The sequence below is a fragment of the Microbispora sp. KK1-11 genome (genome assembly GCF_006874435.1).
GTDB classification, from domain to species: domain Bacteria; phylum Actinomycetota; class Actinomycetes; order Streptosporangiales; family Streptosporangiaceae; genus Microbispora; species Microbispora catharanthi.
Window position 1 is genome coordinate 1 of record NZ_VIRJ01000047.1, and the last position, 23,887, is coordinate 23,887.

23 protein-coding genes are annotated in these 23,887 nt (G+C 67.5%); 9 read left to right on the top strand and 14 right to left on the bottom strand.

Annotated features, from left to right (window positions below):
• The first annotated feature begins 234 nt into the window (after nucleotides 1–234).
• Nucleotides 235–672, top strand: coding sequence for a VOC family protein (locus FLW16_RS39960; RefSeq protein ID WP_142566195.1), 438 nt, complete (start codon nucleotides 235–237; stop codon nucleotides 670–672).
• A 247-nt stretch (nucleotides 673–919) separates the two neighbouring features.
• Entirely contained in the window at nucleotides 920–1,351 is a 432-nt protein-coding gene (locus tag FLW16_RS39965; RefSeq protein ID WP_142566196.1) for a hypothetical protein, read from the top strand.
• 100 nt (nucleotides 1,352–1,451) lie between these two features.
• On the opposite strand, the gene FLW16_RS39970 is transcribed toward FLW16_RS39965, so the two are convergent.
• The 4 genes from FLW16_RS39970 to FLW16_RS39985 form a co-directional block, all read right to left on the bottom strand.
• Complete coding sequence (locus FLW16_RS39970; protein ID WP_142566197.1) at nucleotides 1,452–2,264, bottom strand: class I SAM-dependent methyltransferase; 813 nt, start codon at nucleotides 2,262–2,264, stop codon at nucleotides 1,452–1,454.
• Between the two features lie 10 nt (nucleotides 2,265–2,274).
• Nucleotides 2,275–2,730, bottom strand: coding sequence for a GbsR/MarR family transcriptional regulator (locus FLW16_RS39975; protein ID WP_142566198.1), 456 nt, complete (start codon nucleotides 2,728–2,730; stop codon nucleotides 2,275–2,277).
• Nucleotides 2,731–2,763: 33 nt separating this feature from the next.
• Nucleotides 2,764–3,693 (bottom strand): alpha/beta hydrolase, encoded by a 930-nt coding sequence (locus FLW16_RS39980; RefSeq protein WP_221891531.1) that lies wholly within the window; start codon nucleotides 3,691–3,693, stop codon nucleotides 2,764–2,766.
• A 134-nt stretch (nucleotides 3,694–3,827) separates the two neighbouring features.
• The gene (locus FLW16_RS39985; protein ID WP_142566200.1) at nucleotides 3,828–4,199 is read right to left on the bottom strand and encodes a hypothetical protein; all 372 of its coding nucleotides are present in this window, start codon (nucleotides 4,197–4,199) and stop codon (nucleotides 3,828–3,830) included.
• Nucleotides 4,200–4,205: 6 nt separating this feature from the next.
• Between FLW16_RS39985 and FLW16_RS44790 the strand changes: the two genes are divergently transcribed.
• Together FLW16_RS44790 and FLW16_RS39995 are read left to right on the top strand one after the other, a co-directional pair.
• Nucleotides 4,206–4,838 (top strand): hypothetical protein, encoded by a 633-nt coding sequence (locus FLW16_RS44790; protein WP_221891532.1) that lies wholly within the window; start codon nucleotides 4,206–4,208, stop codon nucleotides 4,836–4,838.
• Between the two features lie 299 nt (nucleotides 4,839–5,137).
• On the top strand, nucleotides 5,138–5,728 hold the full coding sequence (locus FLW16_RS39995; RefSeq protein ID WP_142566201.1) for a hypothetical protein: 591 nt from the start codon (nucleotides 5,138–5,140) through the stop codon (nucleotides 5,726–5,728).
• Here the strand turns inward: FLW16_RS39995 and FLW16_RS40000 are convergent.
• Both FLW16_RS40000 and FLW16_RS40005 read right to left on the bottom strand, forming a co-directional pair.
• On the bottom strand, nucleotides 5,703–6,371 hold the full coding sequence (locus FLW16_RS40000; protein ID WP_142566202.1) for a response regulator transcription factor: 669 nt from the start codon (nucleotides 6,369–6,371) through the stop codon (nucleotides 5,703–5,705). The two genes, FLW16_RS39995 and FLW16_RS40000, sit on opposite strands and share 26 nt — an antisense overlap.
• On the bottom strand, nucleotides 6,368–7,438 hold the full coding sequence (locus FLW16_RS40005; RefSeq protein WP_142566203.1) for a sensor histidine kinase: 1,071 nt from the start codon (nucleotides 7,436–7,438) through the stop codon (nucleotides 6,368–6,370). The genes FLW16_RS40000 and FLW16_RS40005 overlap by 4 nt, the downstream gene beginning before the upstream one ends.
• A 219-nt stretch (nucleotides 7,439–7,657) precedes the next feature.
• Here FLW16_RS40005 and FLW16_RS40010 point away from each other — a divergent pair, with 219 nt between their 5' ends.
• Nucleotides 7,658–8,224, top strand: a complete 567-nt coding sequence (locus FLW16_RS40010; protein WP_142566204.1) for a hypothetical protein — start codon at nucleotides 7,658–7,660, stop codon at nucleotides 8,222–8,224.
• Nucleotides 8,225–8,317: 93 nt separating this feature from the next.
• Here FLW16_RS40010 and FLW16_RS40015 read toward each other — a convergent pair whose 3' ends face one another.
• From FLW16_RS40015 to FLW16_RS40025, 3 genes are all read right to left on the bottom strand, one after another.
• A complete protein-coding gene (locus tag FLW16_RS40015) occupies nucleotides 8,318–9,160 on the bottom strand; it encodes a carbohydrate ABC transporter permease (RefSeq protein WP_142566205.1) in 843 nt (280 codons plus the stop codon).
• Between the two features lie 9 nt (nucleotides 9,161–9,169).
• Nucleotides 9,170–10,126 carry a carbohydrate ABC transporter permease gene (locus FLW16_RS40020; protein WP_142566206.1) on the bottom strand — a complete coding sequence of 319 codons (957 nt, stop codon included), beginning with the start codon at nucleotides 10,124–10,126 and terminating at the stop codon, nucleotides 9,170–9,172.
• Between the two features lie 71 nt (nucleotides 10,127–10,197).
• Nucleotides 10,198–11,475 (bottom strand): ABC transporter substrate-binding protein, encoded by a 1,278-nt coding sequence (locus tag FLW16_RS40025; protein WP_142566207.1) that lies wholly within the window; start codon nucleotides 11,473–11,475, stop codon nucleotides 10,198–10,200.
• A 404-nt stretch (nucleotides 11,476–11,879) separates the two neighbouring features.
• On the opposite strand from FLW16_RS40025, the gene FLW16_RS40030 reads away from it, so the two are divergent.
• Entirely contained in the window at nucleotides 11,880–12,845 is a 966-nt protein-coding gene (locus FLW16_RS40030) for a PaaX family transcriptional regulator C-terminal domain-containing protein (RefSeq protein WP_142566208.1), read from the top strand.
• 520 nt (nucleotides 12,846–13,365) lie between these two features.
• Nucleotides 13,366–14,664 (top strand): RICIN domain-containing protein, encoded by a 1,299-nt coding sequence (locus FLW16_RS45735; RefSeq protein ID WP_142566209.1) that lies wholly within the window; start codon nucleotides 13,366–13,368, stop codon nucleotides 14,662–14,664.
• A 177-nt stretch (nucleotides 14,665–14,841) separates the two neighbouring features.
• Here the strand turns inward: FLW16_RS45735 and FLW16_RS40040 are convergent, their stop codons facing one another.
• Together FLW16_RS40040 and FLW16_RS40045 are read right to left on the bottom strand one after the other, a co-directional pair.
• A complete protein-coding gene (locus FLW16_RS40040; RefSeq protein ID WP_142566210.1) occupies nucleotides 14,842–15,744 on the bottom strand; it encodes a DUF3626 domain-containing protein in 903 nt (300 codons plus the stop codon).
• Nucleotides 15,745–16,053: 309 nt separating this feature from the next.
• Nucleotides 16,054–17,310: an MFS transporter gene (locus FLW16_RS40045; protein WP_185949803.1), complete on the bottom strand. Its 1,257-nt coding sequence runs from the start codon at nucleotides 17,308–17,310 to the stop codon at nucleotides 16,054–16,056.
• 84 nt (nucleotides 17,311–17,394) lie between these two features.
• Here FLW16_RS40045 and FLW16_RS40050 point away from each other — a divergent pair, with 84 nt between their 5' ends.
• Nucleotides 17,395–18,033 (top strand): FCD domain-containing protein, encoded by a 639-nt coding sequence (locus FLW16_RS40050; protein ID WP_312847189.1) that lies wholly within the window; start codon nucleotides 17,395–17,397, stop codon nucleotides 18,031–18,033.
• A gap of 379 nt (nucleotides 18,034–18,412) precedes the next feature.
• On the opposite strand, the gene FLW16_RS40055 is transcribed toward FLW16_RS40050, so the two are convergent.
• The 3 genes from FLW16_RS40055 to FLW16_RS40065 form a co-directional block, all read right to left on the bottom strand.
• Nucleotides 18,413–20,392 (bottom strand): alpha/beta fold hydrolase, encoded by a 1,980-nt coding sequence (locus FLW16_RS40055; RefSeq protein ID WP_142566213.1) that lies wholly within the window; start codon nucleotides 20,390–20,392, stop codon nucleotides 18,413–18,415.
• 118 nt (nucleotides 20,393–20,510) lie between these two features.
• Complete coding sequence (locus FLW16_RS40060) at nucleotides 20,511–21,176, bottom strand: response regulator transcription factor (protein WP_142566214.1); 666 nt, start codon at nucleotides 21,174–21,176, stop codon at nucleotides 20,511–20,513.
• On the bottom strand, nucleotides 21,154–22,557 hold the full coding sequence (locus FLW16_RS40065) for a sensor histidine kinase (RefSeq protein WP_142566215.1): 1,404 nt from the start codon (nucleotides 22,555–22,557) through the stop codon (nucleotides 21,154–21,156). The genes FLW16_RS40060 and FLW16_RS40065 overlap by 23 nt, the downstream gene beginning before the upstream one ends.
• Nucleotides 22,558–22,942: 385 nt before the next feature.
• Here FLW16_RS40065 and FLW16_RS40070 point away from each other — a divergent pair, with 385 nt between their 5' ends.
• A complete protein-coding gene (locus FLW16_RS40070; protein WP_142566216.1) occupies nucleotides 22,943–23,824 on the top strand; it encodes a hypothetical protein in 882 nt (293 codons plus the stop codon).
• Nucleotides 23,825–23,887: the final 63 nt, after the last annotated feature.

Genomic DNA, 23,887 nt, shown 5'->3' on the forward strand with positions numbered 1-23,887 from the left:
AAGCCCGCCTACGGGTGATCCCCGGCGACACACCGGACCAGGAACAGCTCCCGGACAGCCTCACCGCATAACCTGCAGAAACGGATCACGCGGTGGCAGCTCGTACACCACTTCCCTGGACGTGACCTCAGGCGTTGCTGACGGCGATGAGGAACGCCCGATCCTCATCCAACGCGAGCCCCTCACCGACGGAACAATGCGAGGACGCCGCTCTCGACTGGAAGAGGAAAAGCCGTGGAGACCAGATGGAGTCTGACGATCGACTGCGCGCAACCGGCGAAGCTGGCGAGGTTCTGGGCACTGGCCTTGGGATATGCCGAGAAGCCGGCCCCGGCGGGCTTTGAGAGGTGGGAGGACTGGTTCGCGCATCACGACATCCCGGAGGAGGAGTGGGATGAGGGCGCGTATCTGTCCGATCCCGATGGGGTGGGTCCTGACGTGTCCTTCCTGCGGGTTCCGGAGTCGAAGGTGGTGAAGAACCGGCTGCACCTCGACATACAGGTCGGCGGAGGCCGTAGCACGCCGTGGGAAGTGCGATGGCCGCGTGTGGCCGAGGCGGTCGAGCGGTTGACCGCCTCGGGCGCGACCGTCATTCGCCAGGACGAACTCCAGGGAAGACCTGATCACGTGGTGATGGCCGACCCGGAGGGAAACGAGTTCTGCCTGGTCTGACGCGAGCGGCCGAACTGCCGACGTCTCTTTCCTGTCCCGGGCCCCGGATGTTGCCGTGAATCCATCACGTCGCGTGCTCCGATACGGAGCCGTAGTTCCAGTGCGCCAGGTCCATCAGTTGGACGTGACCCGCTTGACTCGAATGCGCAGGGATTCTTGCCCTGACTTGTCCGAATACGGCAACCACGTCACAATCAGTTTAGCCTTCAACTATTTGTGAAGGGTCACTGTACGGATGAGAAGAGGCATGAAGCGCACCATCTCCGTTCTCGCCGTCACCACCGGCGTCCTCGGCGCCACGCTCACCGGCATCGGTCCCGCGTCCGCAGCCACCCCTGCCGTCGACTGCTCCACGGGCGGATACACACGGGTTCTGACCAGCTACGTCCCCACCAATGTCCAGCGGCCGGCGGTGGACGGTCACAGCTACAACATCGGCGGTCCGTTGGCGTACACATATGAGGTCTGCCTCGACATCCCGGACACCTCGACATTCACCATCGAGGTACGGATCTGGAACAACGGGACACAGACCGTGTTCGTGGACGACCGGCCCGGAGACAAGGTCTTCCGCTACTCGCTCGACCCCAACAGCTTCTGGCAGGTCTACGGCACGATGACCGGGCCCGACAGCACCTACATCTACTACACCTGGAACGAGAAGCAGATCCAGGCCTGACTCTGAATGGGCCGGCCGCCTCGCTGGGCCGAAGTGGCCGGCCCCACCGCTCTCAAGCGGCTCGGTGCGCAACCGCATTCGCAGCTCGGCCTCCCTGGACTCAGAACCGGTAGCGGAGAACGCGCGCTCCTTGTCGCGACAACGTCGTGCTGCGGGCGGTGAGCCGGGTCAGCGCGCGTAGCGGTTGCGGGAACCGGGCTACGTCCGGTGCGCGGGTGAGGATCTGCTCCTCGATCAGTTCGAGGCCCGCACCCCAGGACTCGGGTTCGTGCGCGTCGTCGAATCCCTGGGCGGCTTTGATGCCGAGTGCCTTGATGGTCGGGTGGTACTTCATAGCCCAGGCGGCGAACCGGGTGTAGCCGTTGATCGCAAGCTCGCCCGAGGGGAAATGGCAGGTCAGCTCGCGGGTCATCCTCTGGAAGGAGTCGCCGGGCATGAAGGGGAGCAGCCCTTCGGCGACGATCATCGCCGGCCGGTCACCCGGGAGCGCGGTAAGCCAGCCGGATGTGGTGAGGTCGGCTCCGACCAGGTGGGAACGGCCGGGCAGGTGTTCGGCTCGCAGGTGCACCACTTCGGGGAAGTCGATGTCATACCAGTCGACGTTCGGCGGGGGATCACAGCGCACCATCCTGGTGTCCAGGCCGCAGCCCAGGTCGAGCACCACGCATCCGGGGTGAGCGGCGACGTACGCGCGGACGACGTCGTCAAGTTTCTTGGCGCGCAGAGCGGTGGTGACGACAAGGTTGGGCTTGACCTTCAGCTTCCGGAAGTCGTAGTCGATGGTGTCGGCCAGGTCGGCGGAGTGCGTGTCGCCGAGGATGGGACTGGGCAGCCGGGCGTCCAGGGCTCTGGCGTGGAGAGTGAGCAGCAGCGTTTCCTGGATCAGCCCGAGCTTGGGTTGCCATTGGTGCATGACGGGTTCCTCAACGGCGTAGCGGATGGCGGGTTGCGAGGCCCTGCAGCCAGGTCAGGGAGTCGTGGGCGGCCTTGATGCGCTCGGTGCGGTGCCCCTCGCCGCCGACGATGTCGAGCCCTTCGTCGGCGATCTCGCCGAACGCGCTCAGGCTCTCGAGCTTGCGCTGGATGACCTTCTGCCAAGCGTCGTCTTCGATGCGGTGGTAGGACGTGCGATCACCGGGCCGTCTCACCTTCTTGACCAGGCCGATGGCCGTGAGGAAGCGCATGTTCGAGGTGAGCGAGGCCCTGCTGGCCCCGATGGCCTCCGCGATCTGACCGGCGGACTGCTCAGCCGGATCGCAGATCATGAGCCACCCGAGGATGCGTCCGGTGATGGGCGGCAGCCCCCACTCCTCCACGCAGAAGGCGGCCACCCGCTCCACCCAGCGCAGCAGCCGGGCCTGCTCTTCCTCAGTGCTCATCGTCGCATCCTCCCTTGTTGATCGCGTGCCGGTTCACTGTGTCATGGCGGCCACCGACTCGTAGGTGGGTGTCGGGGTGATGTCCGCGAGCCGGGTCCTGCGCAGGTAGAGGTCGAACCAGTCGATCGCGAGCGCCATCGCCTCCTCCAGGCCCGGGCCGGTGTAGAGGCCGAGCACGTCGTAGGGCAGCACCGAGAGCCGCTTGGGCTCGCCCGCCTTGGCGAAGGCGCTTTGCGCCTCCTCGAGCATGTGGTACGGGTCCCAGCCGCCGTTGGCGATCATCAGCAGCGGCGTCGGCGCGAGCCGGTGGATGAGGTTCTCCGGTGCGAAGGTGAGCAGGTGCTCGGCTGAGTCGAGGGTCTTCTCGTTGCGGTAGGTGGGAAACAGGCGGGTCGACATGTCCGGGGCGTCCTTCACGCTGTCGCCCTCCAGCGTCAGGTGCGGCACGCGAGCGCTCTGCCCGCCTTCGTAGCGCCGCTGCCAGTCCTGCTGCAGTCGGTCGCGCAGCGCGTGGACACCGGCGCGGCCGAGGAGGCGTTCCATGTACCGCCATCCGTTCCACACGCTGGGGCTCTGCACGACGACGCATTTGATGCGCCGATCGAGCACGGCGGCCTGGGCCGCCACCGAACCGCCGATGCTCACCCCCCACACCCCGATCCGCTCCGGCTGCACTTCGGACCGGGTCTGCAGGTAGGACACGGCGCTGCGGAAGTCCTCCACCTGCCGCTCCGGGTAGTCAAGGCCGCGCGGCTCGCCTTCGCTTGAGCCGACAGTGCGGTAGTCGATGGCCAGCACCGCGAACCCGGCTTTGACGAAGTACGGCGCGAAGAACGCCAGCGCCTCTTTGACCATCACCCCGCTGTGCCCGAGCACCAGCCCGGGGACGGGGCCGCTCGTATCGGGGAGGTACAGATCACCCGCGCAGTGGGTGCCGAGGCTGTTGAAGGTGATGTGTTCCATGGACCGACTCCTTGCCATTGCTAGTTATTTCAATCATGACTGAAATAACTAGCAATGGCAAGATAGAGCGGCGACAGGGTTACGCCAGGCGCCAGACCCGGGCTCCGGCCCGGCCTCGGGCTGCGCCCCTTTGATCAGGTCGCTGCCAGCGCGACCACGACTGCCCACCCGATGTACGCGAGGTTGACCGTCAGCCGGGCGGTGACACCCCACGGTCGCAGCAGCACGCTGGGGTGGCCCGGCCTGGCGTGCCGTACGGCGTCGAGGTGGGAGACCAGGTATCCGCTGATGAGGGCGGCGGCGGTCCATGCGCCGAACGTACGGGTGGCGGGCGCCAGGATCAGCGCGGCGACGGCGAGCTCCACCAGCCCCGTCACGGCCACGATCAGGCGGGCGAGGCCGAGCCAGGCCGGCACGAGAGACCGGAAATAGGCGGGGAACAGGAAGTGCGCGACCCCCGCCGTACAGAGGAAGACCGCCAAGCCGACGGCCGAGATGGTATCCATGCCGCGATGCTGTCTCCCGGCCACGCGTGGACGCTTGAACGAAACGATCGCCGGCTGCTCTTCGCCGTCGCCGGCGAGGCGGCGCTGTTCGGCGAGTCGATGGCGTCCCGGGCCAGCCGTCACCGCCACCCGGTCTGGAAGGTGGTGCTGCCCATCGGCGGCCTCGCCTGGATCGCGCACGCCACCCTCGCTCCCACCGCCGCGCCCGGCCTGATCGTGCCTCCGGAACTGGCCCACGCCTGCGCGGCGACGTCCGCCTATGTCGCGTTGTTCCTCGATCCCACACTGGTACACCCGGAGCTGGGGCTGATACGGCTGGACACCGCGGCTGTGAACAGGCTGCACGCGGCTCTGGGTGTGGACGGCGTCGATGGTTCCTGCGCCACGCCCGACATGGCCGCTGCGTACGGCGAGCTTGTCGCCCTCACGGGAGCAGCCGCCTCCATCGACGCCCGAGTGGCGCATGCCGTACGGCACGGCATGAATTCCCACGAGGACACCATCCCCGCCATCGCCGCCGGCGTGGGCCTGTCGGCGCCGCGGCTGCGCACGCTGGTCAGCGCGTCGGTGGGAGTGCCGCTCGTACGGTTGCGGCGATGGGGGCGGTTGCGAGTGGCGATCGCCGTCCTGCCCGGCTGATCGGTAGCCCAGGCCGCGGCGGATGCGGGCTTCGCCGACCAGGCCCACCTGACCAGCACGGCACGCAGCCTGCTGGGGCGGACACCGGTGTCCCTGAGCTGATGACCGCGACCCGGCCATCCGCGCGGCGGCCTGGCTGACCCGGGTGCTCACGGCCCGACAGCCGACCGACGCCCAGCGGGTCGAAGCGAGAGGAACTCACGGCCTTTGTATCTCCCTCGGGCGAGGGAGGTGAGCAGCGCGGTGATCCACGACAGTCGTAAGGCCAGTTCGGATTGTCGCTCGCTGGAGGAACCGCAATGATCGACATGGTGTCCCGGGCCGCCGGGGTCCTCACGCTCGCCGTCGCCACCGTCGCGGGGGGCCTTTCCCCCGCCCTCCCCGCCACTGCCGATACCGTGTCGGCCGCCGGAACCACCACCGCCTCCATCAAGGGAACGGCGCGGATGTACTTCCCGGCCCCTGGCAACGACATCCGGGTCACCGTCGACGCGCACGGTGAGTACACCAAGGAGAGCCCCGTCTTCCCCACTCGCGCCTGGGGCACGTTCCGCATCTATCACGCCGTCGAGGAGCCGGGGAAGCCGCGCCAGGTGAACTGGGGCGAACTCAAGGTCGACTGCCTGACCACCGGCGGCCCCACGGCGACCGTCACGGGAACGCTCGTCCGGGCCACCCCGGGCGGCCCGTGGGAGGACCTGGTGACGCGCAAGGTCCGCATGGGCGTGAGCTTCTACGTCGCCGCCAAGGGCAGGGGCCCCAGCCGGATCGGCCTGTCCGGGGCGACGTCACCGGGAGAACCGCCGCTGACCAGGTGCATGGCCCCCGCCCCCGACGCGCCGGTCATCGGGGGCGGCTACGTCCTCAGGGACAAGGGCCCGCTCCGATGACGCGCCCCTCGGCGCCGGGGAAGACCAGGCCGAATTCGTAGGCGAGGACCGCGGCCTGGGTGCGGTCGCGAGCACCCAGCTTGTCCAGCACGTGGCGTACGTGCGTCTTGATCGTCTCCACGCTCACGTAGAGGGCCGCCGCGATCTCCGCGTTGTTTCGCCCGAGCGCGATGTGCCGCAGCACATCGTGCTCGCGCGGGGTCAGCCCGACCGGCACGCGCGGCCTCGACGCGCCGTGATGCGGCCCGGCGATGCGGCGCAGCGCGTCGGGGAAGAGCACCGCGTCGCGAGAGTGCACCAGCCGGACAGCGTCCACCAGTTGGCCCGCGGGCGCGCGCTTGAGCACGTAACCGGCGGCGCCGGCGCGCAGCGCGCCCCAGACCAGCTGGTCGTTCTCGAACGTGGTGACGACGATGACCCGCGTCGTGGGGGAGCGGCGGGCCAGCTCCCGGCTGGCGGCCAGACCGTCCATCCGGGGCATGCGGATGTCCATGAGCACGACGTCCGCGCCAATGCCGGCCTCGACGGCCTCGTGGCCGTCGGCCGCCTCGCCCACAACCTCGATGTCGTCCTGAAAAGACAACATGGTGGTCCACCCCGTGCGGATCAGCCTCTCGTCATCGGCCAGGACGACCCGGATCACAGCGGCAGCGTCGCCTGAATGCGCCACGTGCCGTCCACCTCCGTTCTCGTGCACGTACCGCCGGCCAGACGGGCCCGCATGCGCATGCCGGCCAGGCCACGCCCTTCTCCGTCAGGGCGCGGGGCGGCGCCGGCCACCTTGTTCTCCACCATGAGGATCAGGTCGGCGCCGGTGGCGACGTCGATCGTGATCGGCCCGTGGCCGTGACGCAGCGCGTTGGTGAGTGCCTCCCTGACGATCGCGAACGCCGCCCGCGAGGTCGGAGCCGGGACGCGGTCGAGGCGGCCGACACTCGCCCGCACGTCGAGGCCGCGGACCAGCGTGGCGAGCGAGTCCAGGGTGGGCGCCTCGGCCGGGTCGCCGTCGTCGAGCACGCGCAGCAGCACGTCGAGCTCCTGCTGAGCGTCCCGGGCGGTGCTCACCAGATGGTCGAGCGATTCGCCGGCCTCGGGCACGCGCGCCTTCCGCAGCGCCGCCTGCGCGGCCATCCCCTGCACCAGGACGACGCTGAGGGCGTGACCCACCGAGTCGTGCAACTCCAGGGCCAGGCTCTGGCGGCGGCCGAGTTCCTCGATCACGCGGGACGGCTCGGCCCGCAGCAGCCGGCGCGCCGCCCACCGCTGGCCGAACCCGGCCGCGACCATCGCGGCCAGCGTGGCCAGCGTGAGGACGCACACCCCAGCCGGCTCGCCGGGAGCCACGCGCCAGCGAGCGACGTCACCCAGCCGGACCAGCCCGGGAGACAGCAGCAGAACGCCCGCGCCCAGGGTGGCGCCGCCGTACAGGTGCAGGCTCGTCAAGGCGACCAGGTAGAGCCGATCGGCCCTCTCAGGCACATCGACGCCGAGCAGTTCGGCCAACGCGGCCACCTCAAGACGTCGCATCGACGGCACCGCGGCGACCAGCACGGAAGCGGGCAGGCAGGCGGCCCACAGCACGAACACGCGGCCCGGAGTCTGCTCCGCCAGGATCACCAGGCCCAGCACCACCGCCGCCGGAGTCAGCAGCGCGGCCCCCAGCAGCTGGTAGATCCCGGCCCTTACGGCACGAGCGACGAGGCCCTTCACGACGACCGACGTTAGCCTGCCGGCCAACGCTCGGCCTCCCCCGGCCGAGGGATGCGCCGGCGCATGATGCCCGCAGGCGCCTGCGGGCGCCGCTCGCGACGGCGACCGGCGACCCCATCGGTTGTGAGCCGACCTCCCTCGCGAGGGTGATGAGCGCGCTCCGGACAAGGGCGATCCTCGAAGGCGTCCACCCGTCGACGTTCCATCAGAGAGCTTTTCATGACCGTTCGCACCATCTTGAGGAAGGCCCATGGCCGTACCGCGGCCGGCGTGCCGCGCTGGGCCGTCCTGGTCGCCTACGCCATCCCGCTGATCGTGCTGCCCTCCAGCCTGTGGCGTATCGCCGGGTTCGTCTTCCATGTGCCGCTGCTGGAGTTCGGCCCCCTGCCGCCGGGCGGCCACGAAGGGCTGGACGGCGGATGGTGGTACGTCCTTCTGCTCAGCGTGGTGAGCGAGGCGGCGGCCTTCTTCGCCGTCGGGCTGGTCAGCGAGTGGGGAGAGATGTGGCCGGGCTGGGTGCCGGTTCTTGGCGGCCGCCGGGTGCCGGTCATGGCCGCGGTCATCCCCGCCGGTCTGGGCGCGCTCGCGCTATTGATCTTTCCGTACGCGATGACGAGGATCAGTCTCGGGCTGGCGATCGACGACGCCCCCCTGAGGCTGGTCACACACGGGTGGCAGACCGTGATCTTCCACGTCATGTACTGGCCGCTGGCCACGTGGAGCCCCTTGCTGGTCCTGCTGACCGTGCACTACCACCGGCGCCGCACCAAGAAGTCCTTCGGGTAGACCGAAAGGTTCGATGAGCCGGTGGACCGCCCACGTCCTCCTCGTAGCCGCCGGACTCCCCTGCCGCCGAGGCCCCCGTTCGCGGCGGCGGCCTCAGCCCTTGAAGGCGCCGTTCATGATCCCGGCCACCATGCGCCGCCCGACGAAGACGAACAGGACGAGCAGCGGGAGAGTGGCGAGGAAGGAGCCGGACATGGCGAGCCCGAGGTCGATGTTGAAGCTGTTCTGCAGCGCTTTGATCGCGATCTGGACGGTGTACATCTCCGGCGACTTCAGCACCACGAACGGCCACAGGAAGTCGTTCCACGCGGTGACGAAGCCCAGCAGACCGAGCACGAAGGCGGCGGGGCGTACCAGCGGGAACGCGACACGCCAGAAGATCTGCCAGGTCGTCGCCCCGTCGATGCGGGCCGCCTGGAGGAGCTCGTCGCTGATGGTGGACGCGATGTGCTGGCGCATCCAGAAGATGCCGAAGGCGTTGGCCAGGCCGGGGACGATCAGCGCCTGCAGCGTGTCCACCCAGCCCAGCGACGAGATGATCATGTACTGGGGGACGATGGCGAGCTGGGTCGGCACGGTCATCGTCAGGACGACGAACAGGAACAGCGCGTTGCGGCCGCGGAAGCGCATCTTGGCGAACGCGAAGCCTGCCAGCGCGCACAGCACCGCCTGGCCCACGCCGATCGACCCGGCCACGATCAGGCTGTTGACGATCGACCGGACGAACGGCACGGTCGAGAACACCAGGCCTGCGAGGTGGAAGAAGTTGCCGCCCGGCACGATCTCGGGCGGCAGCTTGATCGCCGTCGCGGTGTCGGTGGTGGCGACGATGAACATCCAGTACAGGGGGAACAGGCAGGCGAAGGCGGCGAGCGCCAGCAGCGTGTAGACCCACCATCGGACGCGATCGCCGGAGCGTGGTCTCGTCGTGCGCATGATCGCCCCTCAGCCCTTGACCGGGCGGATCCGAGTGGACAGGAAGTAGTTGAGGCCGGCGAGCGCGACGACCATCACGAACAGCGCCACGCCGATCGCCGCGGCGTAACCGAACTTGAACTGGATGAACCCCTGCTCGAACAGGAAGAGAGTGAGCGTCTGGCACTGACGGATCGGCCCGCAGGTATTGGCCGCGCCGCGGTTCACGAGCAGGGCCTCGGTGAAGATCTGCAGTCCGCCGATCGTCGAGGTCACGATCGTGAACACGATGACCGGCCGCAACGAGGGGAGGGAGATGTGCAGGAACTGCCGCGCACCTCCGGCTCCGTCGACGGCGGCCGCCTCGTAGATCGCCCGGGGAACGGCCTGCAGGGAAGCCAGATAGAGGAGCGTCGTGTAGCCGAACCACCGCCAGGTCACCATGACGGCGATCAGCACATGGCTGCCCATCACCGACTGGGTGAAGTCGATGTGCTCGAAGCCCACCAGACCGAGCAGCCAGTTCAGCAACCCGTAGTCGCGGTCGAACATCTGGCTGAACACGATGGCGGTGGCGGCCACCGAGGTGATGTACGGCACGAGCATCGTCATGCGGAAGAACACAGCGAGGCGCAGCCGTACGTGGTTGAGCAGGTGCGCGAGCAGGAGCGCGACCAGCAGCTGCGGCACGGTGGACAGCAGCCAGATGCTCACGGTGTTGCCCGCCGCGTTCCAGAACCGCACGTCCCCGACCAGCCGGTGGAAGTTGTCCAGACCGACGAACACGTGCTCGCCGATCGGATTCCAGTCGAACAGCGCCACGTAGAAGGTGAACAGCAGCGGGATGAGGCCGAACACCGCGAAGAGCACGAAGAACGGGGCGATGTAGGCGTAGGGGGCGACGATCTCGATGAAACCGCGCCGCACCGCCTCCACCGGCGGGGCGGTGGGCGTGCCCGCCTTGGTGGGGCTGATGCTCGTCGTCACGGTCTGCTCACTTCCCCGCCGCCCGGGCGGGCCGTGGGGACGGCCCGCGCCGGCGGCGCACGTGAAAGGTCCTAACCGCCGATCGCGGTCTTGATGTTGGTCACCGCCGCGTCCCACGCCTTCGCGGGATCACCCTTGCCCTGCTCGACGTTGGTGATGGCGTTCGTGAACTCCGTGCCGATCGTGGTGCTGTCCGGCCCGATGAGGAACGGCTTGAGGCCGAGCAGCGAGTTGGTGTAGATCGTGCCGATGGGCGCGCCGGAGAAGAACGGGTCCTTGACCGAGGTGAGCTTCGGGTCCTGGTAGACCGACGGGGTCGAGGGCAGTGACCTGGCCTGAGAGAAGTGGTCGAGCTGGCCCTGCGGCGACTGCGTGGCGGCGATGTAGTCCCAGGCGGCCTTCGGGTTCTTGGCGCCCTTGGGGATGGCGAGGAAGCTGCCGCCCCAGTTGCCCGAGCCGCCGGGGATCGTAGCGATGTCCCAATTGCCCTTGGTGTCGGGGGCGTTGTCGCGGATGGAGCCGAGCATCCAGACCGGTGCGGCGATGACGGCGAAGTCCCCCCTCTTCATCGCGGCGCTCCAGCCCTCGGTGAACGTGCTCTGCTTGGCGGTGATCCCGGCGGCCACGGCCTTGAGCGCCAGGTCGAAGGCGGCCTTGACCTGGGGGCTCCGTTCGTACACCAGATTGCCCGCGGGGTCGTAGTACTTCTCCTGCCCCTGGTTGACCACCTGCGAGTACACGCTCCCGCCGGCGTTGTCGACGAACGCCTTGCCGGTGGCCGCCTTGTACTTCTTGCCGGTCTCGATGAAGGCGTCCCAGGTGGGCCAGAGCTTGCTGACCTCCTCGCGGTCCGTCGGCAGCCCGGCCTTCTTGAACAGGTCGGTCCGGTAGGCGATGGCCATGCCGCCGACGTCGGTCGGGATGCCGATGATCGCGCCGTCCTTGGTCGTGGACTGGCTGATCACCCAGTCGAGGTAGTCGCCCTTGATCTTGTCGGCGCCCATCGTGCGCAGGTCGACGAAGTTCTGCGGCTGCTGGACGAACTTGGGCAAGTCGTCGCCCTGGATCAGCACCAGGTCGGGCACTTTGCCGCCGGCGAGCGCGGTGGTGAGCGCCTGCGCCGTCTCCTGTGCGTTCCCCACCTCGGTCAGCTTGATCTGCACGTCCGGCTTTATCTTCTTGTACTCCTCGGCGGACCCCTTCGCGTTGATCCCGGTGAACGACCAGAACTCGAACGACTTGCCGTCGGACCCGCCGGAGGAAGTCCCGGACGACGAGCCTGAGCACGCTGCCATGCTGAGGGCCGCGGTAGCGGCGAGCACGACCGCTGAGACGTTGCGGAGCTTCACGGCGACCTCTTTTCGCTTGCTGTGGTCAGGGATGTGATGTGCGGCCCGGCGCCGGGACAATGCGCTGCGCTCGCCGGACGCCTCCTACGCGTGCAGGACGGCGACGGCGCCGTGCCACTTCAGGCTTCGGTTCGCACGTGCCCAGACAGGTTCAGCACCGCCATGCCGACCTGGTCTTTCGTTTACAGAGCCTTCTGACATCACCCTTGAGTATGAAACTTTCGGAATGTCATGTGGATCATTGCTCCAGGACACTAGGCCTCCGTTGACCTGAGCGTCAATATTTTCCTGGCAATGTGTCTGAAACAATCGGCTTGGCGGTTTTATGTTTCGGGAGCCCACCGCGCCCCCACGCGATCGCGTACCCGTGCGGCAAGGGCGTTGTCGTGAGGCAAGCTGATGACGTGAGCGTCCACGCACCTCGCGACGATGTCGGAGCCCCACGGGCGCAGGTCGGTCCCAACCCGCAGCACCTGCTGACGACCTTGCTCGGTGAGTACCTCGACTCCGCCGACGCGAGCCTTCCCTCGATGGCGGTGGTCGCGATGCTCAGGGAGTTCGGCATCAGCGAGCCCAGCGCACGGGCCGCGCTGTCCCGGCTGACCAAGCGAGGACTGATCGCCGTACGGGGATCAGGACGGCCACCCGTCTACCACCTCACGCCTCAGGCGATCGCCAGGCATCGCGTCCGGATGGATCATTTCCTGAGCTTCGGCGCACGCCCGCCGCGATGGACCGGCGACTGGGTGACGGTCTCCTTCTCGATCCCCCAATCCAGGCAGGCACAATCCGACCAGGCACAGTCCGGCCAGGCCCCACGGCACGCGGTCCGCAAGGCTCTGGGGGCGCTGGGTTTCGCACGGCTGTACGACAGCGTGTGGATCCGGCCCGGAACCGACTCAGGTCCGGTGACACAGGCGCTGCGTGACATCCTCGACGACGTCGACGGCGCTCGATGGTCGGTGATGAACACGCGGTTCGCCGAGGAGGCCGGCCCGCACGGTCCGGCCGCCGCCTACGATCTGGCCGGCCTCGCCTCGGCCTACGAGGCTTTCATCGCGCAATACTCGGACCTGCGGATGGCCGTCCGCAACGGGGAGATCGACGCGACCCGGGCGCTGGTGGCCCGGACCTCCGTCATGGACTCCTGGCGGAAATTCCCGGACATCGACCCGAACCTCCCCGAGCACCTCCTGCCGACGCCGTGGCCCCGCCAAGCGGCCAGGGAACTCATGCTGGAGATCCATTCCGCTCTGGGCTCGCTCGCCGAGGCGCGGCTCATCGAGGTCGCGACGCCGCACTGGCCGGACGCCGCGTCATGGATCACCCACTTCCACGCATCGGAGAACCCCGTCGGCGGGAGCGGCTGAAGAAACTTTCACGCGCTCGAACGGCCGCCGGGCCGCCGGAGCGCGTTTCGTGCCCGCTGCGGCGCGTGGCTCCCGCCTGGGCCGCCACTCGTGAGATCCCACCGCAGCGTCAGGCCGGCCGGGCATCGTGACCTGGGTCGGAGTCGCCGGCACCGGTCCGTCCTCCCGGCGCCGAGTAGGGACCGGTCGCGCCGTGCCGATGGCCGGTCGGCCCCCGCCCGGACCCGGATGAGCCAGAGGCGTCACCGGTCCGTACGCCTACCACTCGACCGACCGAATGCCGTTGCTTGACACTTTTTATTACCACAGTGATAGTAACTGCACGCTGCTCTCATCGGCTCGTTTCGCCCGAGACGGGCGGAACGTGCAGTCGATTGTTCGCCACATCGATCTCCAGATTCGGTCGGTGCCCACCAGCCTGGCCGCGGTGGGAGCTGTCGTTCCGTTGTCGGGCTCCCTCGGCGTGCGCCGCGTATGCCACATCCGGCGAAGCGCCGTCGTGACACTGTCGGAGGGCGAAATGAGAAAACGCTCGATCATCAGCGCATTAGTGGTGGCCGCGGTCGCCCCGGTCTGCGCCGGAATAGTGGCGTTGACCACGACGCCGGCCGCCGCGGCGGCCGGCGGCTCGGGCCCTTACCCGGCTGATTACGAGACCTCCAGCAGCCTGCCCAATCACACCATCTATCGGCCCAACACCCTCCCGTCCGAAAAACTCCCCATTTTCGTATGGGGCAACGGAGGCTGCTCCGCCGACGGGACGGGGCAGCTGCCCTTCCTCCGCGAGATCGCCTCGCACGGGTTCCTGGTCATCGCGAGCGGCAGCCCGAACGGTTCCGGATCGACGACATCCCAGATGCTCACCCAGTCCATCGACTGGGCAGTCGCGGAGAACGGCCGCCAGGGCAGCAAATACAACGGCAGGATCGACACCAGCAAGATCGCCGTAGGAGGCTGGTCCTGCGGCGGGCTGGAGGCCTACGCCGTTTCCAACGACTCACGTATCACCACGACCACCATCTTCAGCAGCGGATTGCTGAACGACTCCGACGACTACCAGCTCCGCCGGCTGACGAAGCCGATCGCCTACTTCATCGGCGGTCCCAGTGACATCGCCTACCCGAACGCCCTCGACGACTGGGGCAAGTTGCCGGCGGGGCTGCCCGCGTTCATGGGCAACCTGAACGTCGGGCACGGTGGCACCTACACCCAGACCAACGGCGGCGAGTTCGGCCGCGTGGCGGTGCTGTACCTCAAGTGGCGGCTGAAGAGCGACACAACGGCCGGCACCAACTTCGTCGGCCCCAACTGTGGCCTGTGCAACACCCAGTGGCAGGTCCAGCAGAAGAACCTCACGCTCGGTGACAGCAGCCCCTCCCCATCACCCAGCGGCAGCCCGACCCCCAGCCCGACCGTGTCTCCGACCCCTGGTGGCGGCAGCGGGCCGGTCAAGGGAGTGGCCTCCGGCCGCTGCCTGGACGTGCCCGGCGCGAGCACCGCCGACGGCACCCAGGTGCAGCTGTGGGACTGCAACGGCCAGACCAACCAGACCTGGACCTCCACCTCCGCCGGCGAGATCCGCGTGTACGGCAACAAGTGCCTCGACGCGGCCGGCACCGGCAACGGCGCCAAGGTGCAGATCTACTCCTGCTGGGGCGGCGACAACCAGAAGTGGCGCCTCAACTCCGACGGCTCCATCCAGGGCGTCCAGTCCGGGCTGTGCCTCGACGCCGTCGGAGCCGGCACCGCCAACGGCACCAAGATCCAGCTGTATTCCTGCCACGGCGGCACCAACCAGAAGTGGACCTGGAACAGCTAGCCGGCACCTGCGGCCTGCGGTGCGCCCCACCCAGCCGCACCGCAGGCCACGACGGCCGTCCCTCGCCCCCCGCCGTACCGTTGACGCCGGCGCCATCGAGGCCGCGCCCTGCTGCGGGACTGCGTCGCGCGGGTCGTGGCGCCCTGATCCGGCCGCTCAGGGGCGGGGAATACGCTGTCACCGGCCTCCCAGCCGAGAAGGACAGCACACGGTGATCGGGCCTGGAATCCCATCGGTCAGGGGCAGAGGCGAGCCGAAGCGCGCCACGCAGTGCCAGACCTTCTTCAGTGCCTGCACGTCGTAACGCCCGGTGCGGGCAGCGTCTCCGATGATCCGCGGATCGAGCAGGCCGTCGACCGCGATCTCGGCGCCGAGCGCTAGGTACTCCTGTCCCCGGTAGTTCGGGTGGCGCCGCAGATGTTCGACCGTGAGGCGGAATCCGGGATGCCACTCCACCGGGCATGGAAGCCGGCGGGCCGCGGCCTCCACGGCCGTGCCGCGATAGCTGGGATCGAGGACCAGGGCCTCCACGTCCCGGTCGAGCCTGACCGGCCCGTGCACCTGCGCCTCGATGTAGTCGTCCAGGAGGTCCGGGTCGTCAGCCTCGGCCAGCTCGATCAGCGCCATGCGGGACGCGACGCCGAACGCCGAAGGCTCGAAAAAGCTATCCGGGTAGCAAAATGTGGCTCGGCGAAGAGTCTCGGCCGTCAGCCTGAAGTGGGCGGAGCCGAACCGTGGCGCGGCGCCGATGGACCTGCGTCGGAAGTTCAGCGCACCGTAGACGGGGCGCTCCTCTGCAGGTGCCTGGTCGTACGCTCCGCCGAAGATCCTGCTTTCCCAGCGCCACCGGTCGCCGCCGGGGTGAGCCGTGAGTCCCCCGTTGCTTGTTCCGGTGACGAACTGCGACAGGTAGACGCCGTCGTCGGCCAGCCGGAGCAGGATCTGCCGGCCGCCGGCCAGGCGGTCGGGGTGGAAGTTGAGGGTCACACGCAACCGGGGGTCGAGCGGATCCCCTGACGACAGGGCCTCGACATGGCGGAGGGCTTGCTCCTGCGGCGATGTGGGAGTGTCCGCGCTCATCCGCGCAGTCTGCCTGAGCGCGATCTGTCGTCGCACCCGAATAGACTCCGGGCTTCGGCCCGGCTGTCTTCCCCCCATTGCGACTGGTTTCGTAGTGGGTGCTGTGCTCCGTTGCCGTACGAGATCGCAAAGGCCACCTCCGGATCATGGGAGGTGGCCTTTGAATGGGCGGAGCCCAGCCGTCGTGTCTTATCTCTGCCGAGCATCTACAGGCGATGCCTGACGATGAAATCGCGCATCTTGCGCCAAATTGCTACTCGGTGGCGTGCGGCCGCTGACACGAATTCGGATCTGTTCGACGCATGACTCTCATCGTCGCGGCTGCTGGTCAGCGTCGCGCTTCGCCGGCTGTGGCGCGGAGTCCTCCACGAAGCGAGGACGGCAAGCGAACCAGCCGGCGATCATCCCTGGGATGGCGGTCGCGGCGAGCACCAGAAGCGGAATCGACCATGATCCGGTCGCCTCGCGCAGCAGGCCCAAACCGATCGGGCCGAAGCACGCCAGCCCATAGCCGATGCCTTGAACGAAGCCCGACACGGCAGAGGCTGTCTGCGGGCTCCTGGTTCGACGGTTGATGAGGGTCATGCAGAGCGGGAAGGTGCTCACCCCGATTCCCAGCGCGCACATCCACATCAGCGTGCCGTCGAGCGGGGACAGGAGCAGGCCCAGGTATCCCGCTACCAGGAAGATCGCGCACCCGACGACCACGATGAACGGGTTCGTCATGCGCGTGGCAAGGTGTGGAACCACCAAGGCCGCGAGCATGCCCCATGCCGAGTAGAGCGCGACCATGGAGCCACCCAGGGCCGCGCTGCCTCCTGCGTCGGTGAGCACTGCCGGGACCCAGGTGATGATCCCGTAGTTGGACAGCGACAACATCGCGAAGAGGATCACCAGGCCCCAGACGGTCGACGATCGGCTGATCCTCGGTCCCGCACCGGTCGCCGTCACGGCCGCGGGCGCGTGGTGATCGGCGGGCAGCCTGACTGTCAGGACGAGCCAGACCACACCAGCCACAGCAGCTGGTCCCGCCCAGATACCTACCGAGAGCCGCCACGTCGCCGCTTCTGCTACCGGGACCGCGAGGAGCGGGGCGATGAACTGGCCCGCCTGCATGAGGATCAGGTAAAGCGAGGTCCACAGGGCCAGTCGATCGCCGGACCAGGCCTTCACCAACGGAACGACCACGACGTTCGCGGCTCCGATTCCGGCCAGTGCCAGCACGGTCGAAAGCACCAGCAACGAGGGCGTCGGAGAGAAGGCGCGCATCAGGAGCGACAGAGCCGTCAGGCCCAGCGCGACGGTGGCCGTGCGCTCGAGTCCGAACTTCCTCGTCACCGCTGGGGCGAGAAACCCGAAGATGCCGAAGGACGCCGCCGGCACAGTGCCGAGCAGACCGGCCAGCGCCACCCCGAAGCCGAGATCGGATCCGATGATCTCCAGGAGCGGAGTGAACCCGGTCACGGCCGTTCGCAGGTTGACCGCTGTCAGGGCGATGGCGAACCCGGCCCACAAGGTCAGGCGCCCACGGCGTAACGGAACGAGCGGTGGGGAGACCGATGTCACGTTATACTCCAGTGTAAGGTCAGCAGATGATGGGATTATGGGATGACTCACGAAGAGTCTGGCACGCGACAGCCGATGCGTCGAGTGGGACTCATCGATCAGGCTGCCGAGCGCTTCCGCGAGGAGGTGGCCTCCGGACGCTGGCCGGTCGGTGAGCGGATACCGACCGAGGCCGCACTGGTATCGGAGTTCGGGATCGGCCGGAACACGGTGCGCGAGGCGGTGCAGTCGCTGGTGCACGCAGGTCTGCTGCGCCGTGAGCAGGGCCGCGGCACCTTCGTCATCTCCAGCTCCGAGCTGACAGGCACTCTTGAACGTCAGCTCGCCGGTGGCACCCGTCGCCACTACCTGGAACTACGCCTTGCCCTTGACAGCGCTGCAGCGTCACTGGCCGCATTGAACCGCTCAGATGCCGACGTCGAACTGCTGCGCGAGCTGCGCGACCGTCGAGAAGCGAGCTGGTCGACCGATGATCCCGACCAGCGAGCGAGCGCGGACCTCGCCCTGCACCGCGCGATCGTGGCAGCGACGCACAACCCTCTCTACGTCAAGCTGTATTCCAGCATGCTCGACATCTTCGCTGCCCACATGCGCGACGAGAAGAGCGAGGACGAGGACGCGGCACACCGCCACCACCACGAGCTGGTCGAGGCGATCGCGGACGGGGACGCCGACCGTGCTGCCGCGAAGGTGGTTTCCATCTTCACACCCTTCATGCACTGACGGGACATACCGGCCAAGGACAAGGTGACCGGTTTGTCGAGCCGGCTGCTGTACGGCGCGCGCCTTCAGTCATCCCGTGTGGAGACGATGGCAGCATTCGGGCGGGACAATGGGATGCTGTCGGCCGGCCGATCGAAGTAGACCTCGATCGGCCGGAATTATGTCGATGCCCGCGGGCGGGCGCCGGGTGTTGGCCTCGGTGGGCTTCGGCATGCTTCATCACGTACCGCGCGAAGAGCGGCCACGCCTGGGCACGATTCACCTGCGCCAACTGCGCTCGAGACTCGCAAACCGCGAGGTGGCCGGACGCTCCCCGTTTTTCATCGGTGAGGCAAGTGGTAGACCTCAGCGAATCTTGCTTCCTGTTGCCCGGGCTCCCTCATAACTGGGGGATCGCCCCGGTGAAAGGGCGTTCTGCGAGTGTGCCGGTGACAGTGATGTCGTCGGTGGCGTGAAAGGCCTTCCATGAGAAGCGCACCGGATGGGATCCGTCCGTGCTGGTGATGTCCAGCTTGGCCGTGGCCTCATCGCCTGGATGGCCAGATCCATTGAGATGGATCTCACCGTTGACGGTGAGATCATCCACGAAGCGGACATCTCGTAGTCGAATAGTGGCTGCCTTGTCATCGAATGTAAGCATGCCGCCACGCAGTCCCGCCTCCCTGGTCAGCCAAAGTGGGGACCTGAGGGGATTGCGCCTGGCCGTGGCGTCGGCGACCGTGGCGAATGCGGCCGCTAGGATCCGCCGCTCGCCTGCGGCCAGGCCAGTGCCGCGCGCTGGGGGCACCTCCTTCACGACCCGGGGGAAGGAGCCGGTAGCGCGATAGTTCGCTTGATCGCAGCGCGGCGTGCCGTGCAACGCGTTCAGATCGATGAGGAACGTGCGCATCGTGGCACGGACGCACTCGTCCATGGGCAGGCCCGTGGTGAGATTGTGGCCGGCGAAGCGGACCCGGCTGAAGACGGCGCCAGGGAAGCGCCGGGTCACCTCTGCCGCCTCGGCGGGCGTGGTGGAGTCGAAGTCTCCGGCCAGGGTCAGGGTCGGCACCCGGGGATATTTCGCGCCCGGCGGCACTGGGGGGCTGGGGCGGTAGGTGGGCCAACCTACGCAAGCCTCTTGAAGCCCGAAAACAGATCCACCCAGGTCAGCGATAGTGAATGGCTGAAACGGGCGCTTTTGGGCGTAGAAGCGGTCAAGCTGTCTCCGCCGCTCGGCGGGTGAAGCCGCACGCTCGAACGGGAAGGCCGAGTCACCACACACATAGGCGAGAAAACCCGCCAGCTGCGCCGCTCGCAGCGGCATGGTCGGAGCTGCGTCGATCGCTTGCACGAGTCGGCGCAGCGGGAGCGGGTCACCGTCGGAATAGGCGGCCACTGACGCGTTTACCTCGCGACCGACCATCGGGAGGGAAAGGCTGCTTGTCAGGCTCATGAGAGACAGCGGACGGATGTGCGGATCGGGATGGGCGCGCAGGTGACGCACCAGCCGGGCGAAGGCGTCGGGGGGATCACCCTGCAGACGTCGGCAGGCTTGTGAGGGCTGACATGCCACACGGAGCCGGTCGGTCTCGGTTCGAATCGGCCTGGTGACGTAACCACCTTCGCCCGTGGGCATGACGCTGTCGAGCAGTAGCCCGGACAGGTGCCGTGGGTAGCGGGTGGCGTACGCCTGGGCGAAGACCGTGCCATATGAGATGCCGTAGAACGTCACCTTCGGCACGCCCAAGGCCTCCCGAACGGCGTCCATGTCGGCTACGGCCTGATCGGCGGTGAAGAGACCTGCGCGGGGGCCTAGGTGTGCGGCACAGGCCGAGACGCTCTCCTGATGCTCCAAATCGAGCTCCGGGCAGAGCAGAGGGCTGGACTTCCCCAGCCCCCGCGGCTCGACCACGAGAAGGTTCTGCCTGTCGAGCACCGGTCCCAGCGCTTCGGCCAGGGACGGCACGTTGGGAAGCGCCGCCAGCGGCCCGCCCGGATTGGCAAGTACGGTCCCTTCTGCGGGACGAGAGAGGTCCTTTCTGGGAAGCCAGGCGAACGCCACCGTTATCCGTTCCGAGGCTGGATCACCCCAGTCGAGCGGTACCTCCAGCTCTCCGTCGCAGCGAGCTTTCGCCGAGGCACACGAGTGTCGAACCCACTCTTTCTCGCCGTTGCGGTCCCAGGTCCTGCTGTCCGTCACGGATCCGCCTGGCGCGCGGCCAGGGAACGTGCCCGCAATGCGGGCGGTGGTATGAGTGACGTCATGGGTGCGGGCTTCGGCCGGAGAGACGCCGAGAAGGGTCCCGCAGGTTACTACCGTGACCAGTGTGGTCACGGCACGGCGTACGAGGGATTGTCGGTTGACATACATGATCTCCATGCTGGTCCGTGCTCGTGCCTTGGTCCTCGTCCCCGTGCACGGTATTCCGCCTGGGAACCTGGCACCGGCCGTCTTCCCATCTGGGAGCACGGTCCCAGGCGCGGACCGATGGAGTGGGTCAACCCTTAGGGCCTGGCGTCACGAAACCCGTCTCGTAGGCGACGATCACGGCCTGTGCCCGGTCTCGCACGCCCAGTTTGGCGAACAGGCTGGTCACATGGTTCTTCACGGTGGAGGCCGCCATGTCGAGCATTTTGGCGATCTCCGCATTCGACTGCCCGCGCGCGATGAGGGTCAGCACCTCCCGTTCGCGACCGGTCAGGCCGACCAGCTCCGGTGGCACCGTCGCCGGCCTCAGCTGAGAGGCCTGGACGAATGTGCCGATCAACCGGGTCAGTAAGCGAGGGGCGACGACGGAGTCGCCCCGGTGCACTACACGTACCGCCTCCACCACTTCCTCGGGCGAGACATCCTTGGGCAGAAAGCCGGACGCCCCGGCCCGCAACGCTTCGATCACGTATTCGTCCAGGTCGAAGGTACTCAACATGAGCACGCGAACGCCACGCAGCTCGGCGGTGATCTGCATGGTGGCGGTGACACCGTCGGCCGCCAGCATGTGCAGGTCCATCAGCACCACGTCGGGGAGCAACTCACGAGCGAGAGCGAGCGCCTCGTCGCCGTCCCCCGCCTCGCCTACGACGCAAAGGTCATCCTCAGCGTTCAGGATCATCCGGAACCCGGCGCGGACGACTGCATGGTCATCAGCGAGTACCACCCTGATCATGTCGGCCTCCTTCTTCGGCGGACTTCCGCTCGCCCGGCTTCCGTGCTGCCGGCCACGGTTGGGGTGCATCCGTAACCGGCAGGGGGAAGTGAGCGTGCACGCTGAAACCCCCGCCCGGCAAAGGGCCTGTTTCCAATCGGCCACCGCACAGTGCCACGCGCTCGGCCATACCACTCAACCCAAAACCGTTCCCGAGAGGGGTCCTGTGCCTCCTCGCATCGTGAGCCGCATCGGCTTCTTCATTGACCACCTTCACTTCCACCATGGTCGGCCCGTAATCGATGCTGACTCTCACCGGCACATCTCCGGCATGCTTGCGAGCGTTGGTCAGCGACTCCTGCACGATCCGGTGAATCGCGTGGTCGATCGCCGCGGGCAGCCGGCGGGAACGGCCGCTCACTTCCAGGGACACGGGCTGACCCGCCTCACGGGCCCGGCTCACCAACGCTGGCACGGCGTTGGCCCTGTAAGCAGGATTGTGGGGTTGCATGTGTACCAGCGAGCCTGGCTCCTGACCCGAGGCGGATGTCTTGCCTGCGGGGCCGTCCCTCATTTGATCGGCCGTTTCGTTGAGCTCATCGGCGCGTAGCACGTGCAGCAACTGCCGCATCTCCGCCATCGCCTCTCGTCCGGCTTTTTCGGCGCTGAGCAAGGCCGCCTCGGCGTCTGACAGATTGCGGGTCATGGTGATGCGCGCCGCGCCTATAAGGACCTGCATCGTGGTGATGTTGTGGGCGACCACGTCATGAAGCTCGCGGGCAATGTGGCGGCGCTCCGTCCGCACGACCTCCTCCGCGATCTCATCCTGCCTCCTGCGGGTGGTCTCCGCGCGCAGGTGCATCAACCTGCCCGCCCCGACGAGCAACAGCGGAACGAACCATCCCAGCGAACCGGAGTCACGAGAAACCATTCCGGTGACCGAATAAACGGCCAGTGCGGTCGCCGGATAGAACAGCCCCACCACCACGGCCGCCAGCCAGGCATGCCATACCCGGCCATGCCTGCCCGCTGCGTAGAGGGCAAACATCGCCTGCAGGCCGTACCCCTTCCAGCCCGTCATCACGACGATTATGCAATCGCAGGCGACGGTAACCGTCACGACGGCGACGGGGTGGGTTCGCCGCCACAGCAGGGCCGCGGACGAGACGGTGAAGAATGTCAGCGCCAGGACGGAGAACCCCTGGGAGGAGAGTCTGTCCTGCAGGACTGCTAAGGCGAGGTACACCGCCCACGTACCCAGCGCGAGAAGCCCGTCGATGAAATGCCACGGGGTTCTCGGCAGCCGCACCCTCCCGAGCGACGGACGCCTGCCTCCGAGCCACGTCCGTATCCTCCTGAACGCCGACCACATATGTAGAGTGAAATTCACCATCACCGGCATTCGCGACGCTCCCCTGCGCGAGGCCGGGCGTCCGGCACCAAGGGGGAGAAAAGCCCAGCGCCAGCCGCACGCACCGCCCAGATATCGGAGGCAGCGGTCGCTCCAGTACCCATAGAAAACCAGAATTGCAGATCAAGGCATGATCCGGTGTATCGGTATTGTGCGGCAGTCCATCACAGACATCGGCGCAAGCGGCTCAGCAGGCCGCTTAGCCCAGCGAAGACGCCGTCCCCGGAGGTTGCTGAGCTGTCATCGCGGCCATCCGTGGCCTGACCCACTTCGAAGCGACGGAAGGCGCTGATCTACCAGCACGCCACGCGCGACGCCGATCAGAGGATCGCCGATGCGCTGAGCGCTCGTGTCGAGGCTGAGCGAAGAAGGCGGGATGGCGGCGAAGCAGGAACGCTTGCAGAGAGCTAATCACCCAAACGCCGCTTCCGTGTATCAGGAGAGCGGCGTTCTACCTGATGGAGCAGGGGAGATCGGCGACAACCATACTTTGAAGGTGGCGATCAAGGATATGACCGGTTCTCCATTTGATCCGCTTGCACTGATCGAGGAAACCGATTGGGCCTCGCTCGAGCACGCCTTGGGGCCGGCTGCGGACACCCGTGCCGCGCTGGCGGACCTTCTTAACGGCACCCCAGACGCCCAGGCCAGAGCTCTCGATCACCTCAACGACCCGGTGCACCATCAAAACTCCCTGTACACGGCGACAGCCCCGGCGGCTCTGTACGTCGCCGCGATTCTCAGCGATCCACGCACCGACACCGCGGTTCCATTCGGCGGCGAGGGCCGGCGATATCCACTGCGTCAAGCACTCCTGGACTGGCTGGGATCCGTGGCCCGCGAGGTCGACAAGGAAGCAGAAGCGACACTCCTGCGCCTGGGTTTCTCCCTGGAGGACTACCCAGGATTCACCGAGGTCCGAGCCATCCGCCCCGCCCTCTTCCAGGGCGTGTCCTCACTTCTCCATGGTCCGGATCCCGCCATCCGGGAAGCGGCTCTCGCCGCTGCCGTCCGGCTCCTGGACGCCCCCGAGCTCACCCATCATCGAGCCGTTCTCGCTCCGATGGTGCGCGACTTCCTGGCTGCCAGTTCCAACCGCGTCTATCGGGCCACTGCGATAGACGGGCTCGACGCATGGGGCCAGGAGACCACATCGCTGGTCAGTCCGGCAGAGAAAACAGCGAGGAGGCACCGCATCGGGCAGGCGCATGCCATGCATGTTGTCCGATCTGGGCCCCCAGTGATCGTGCCTGGCTAGAGACCCGACGTTGGAGGATCGATGGGTCTGGATCGGCCCCGACGATCGGGGCATAGAGCTGGA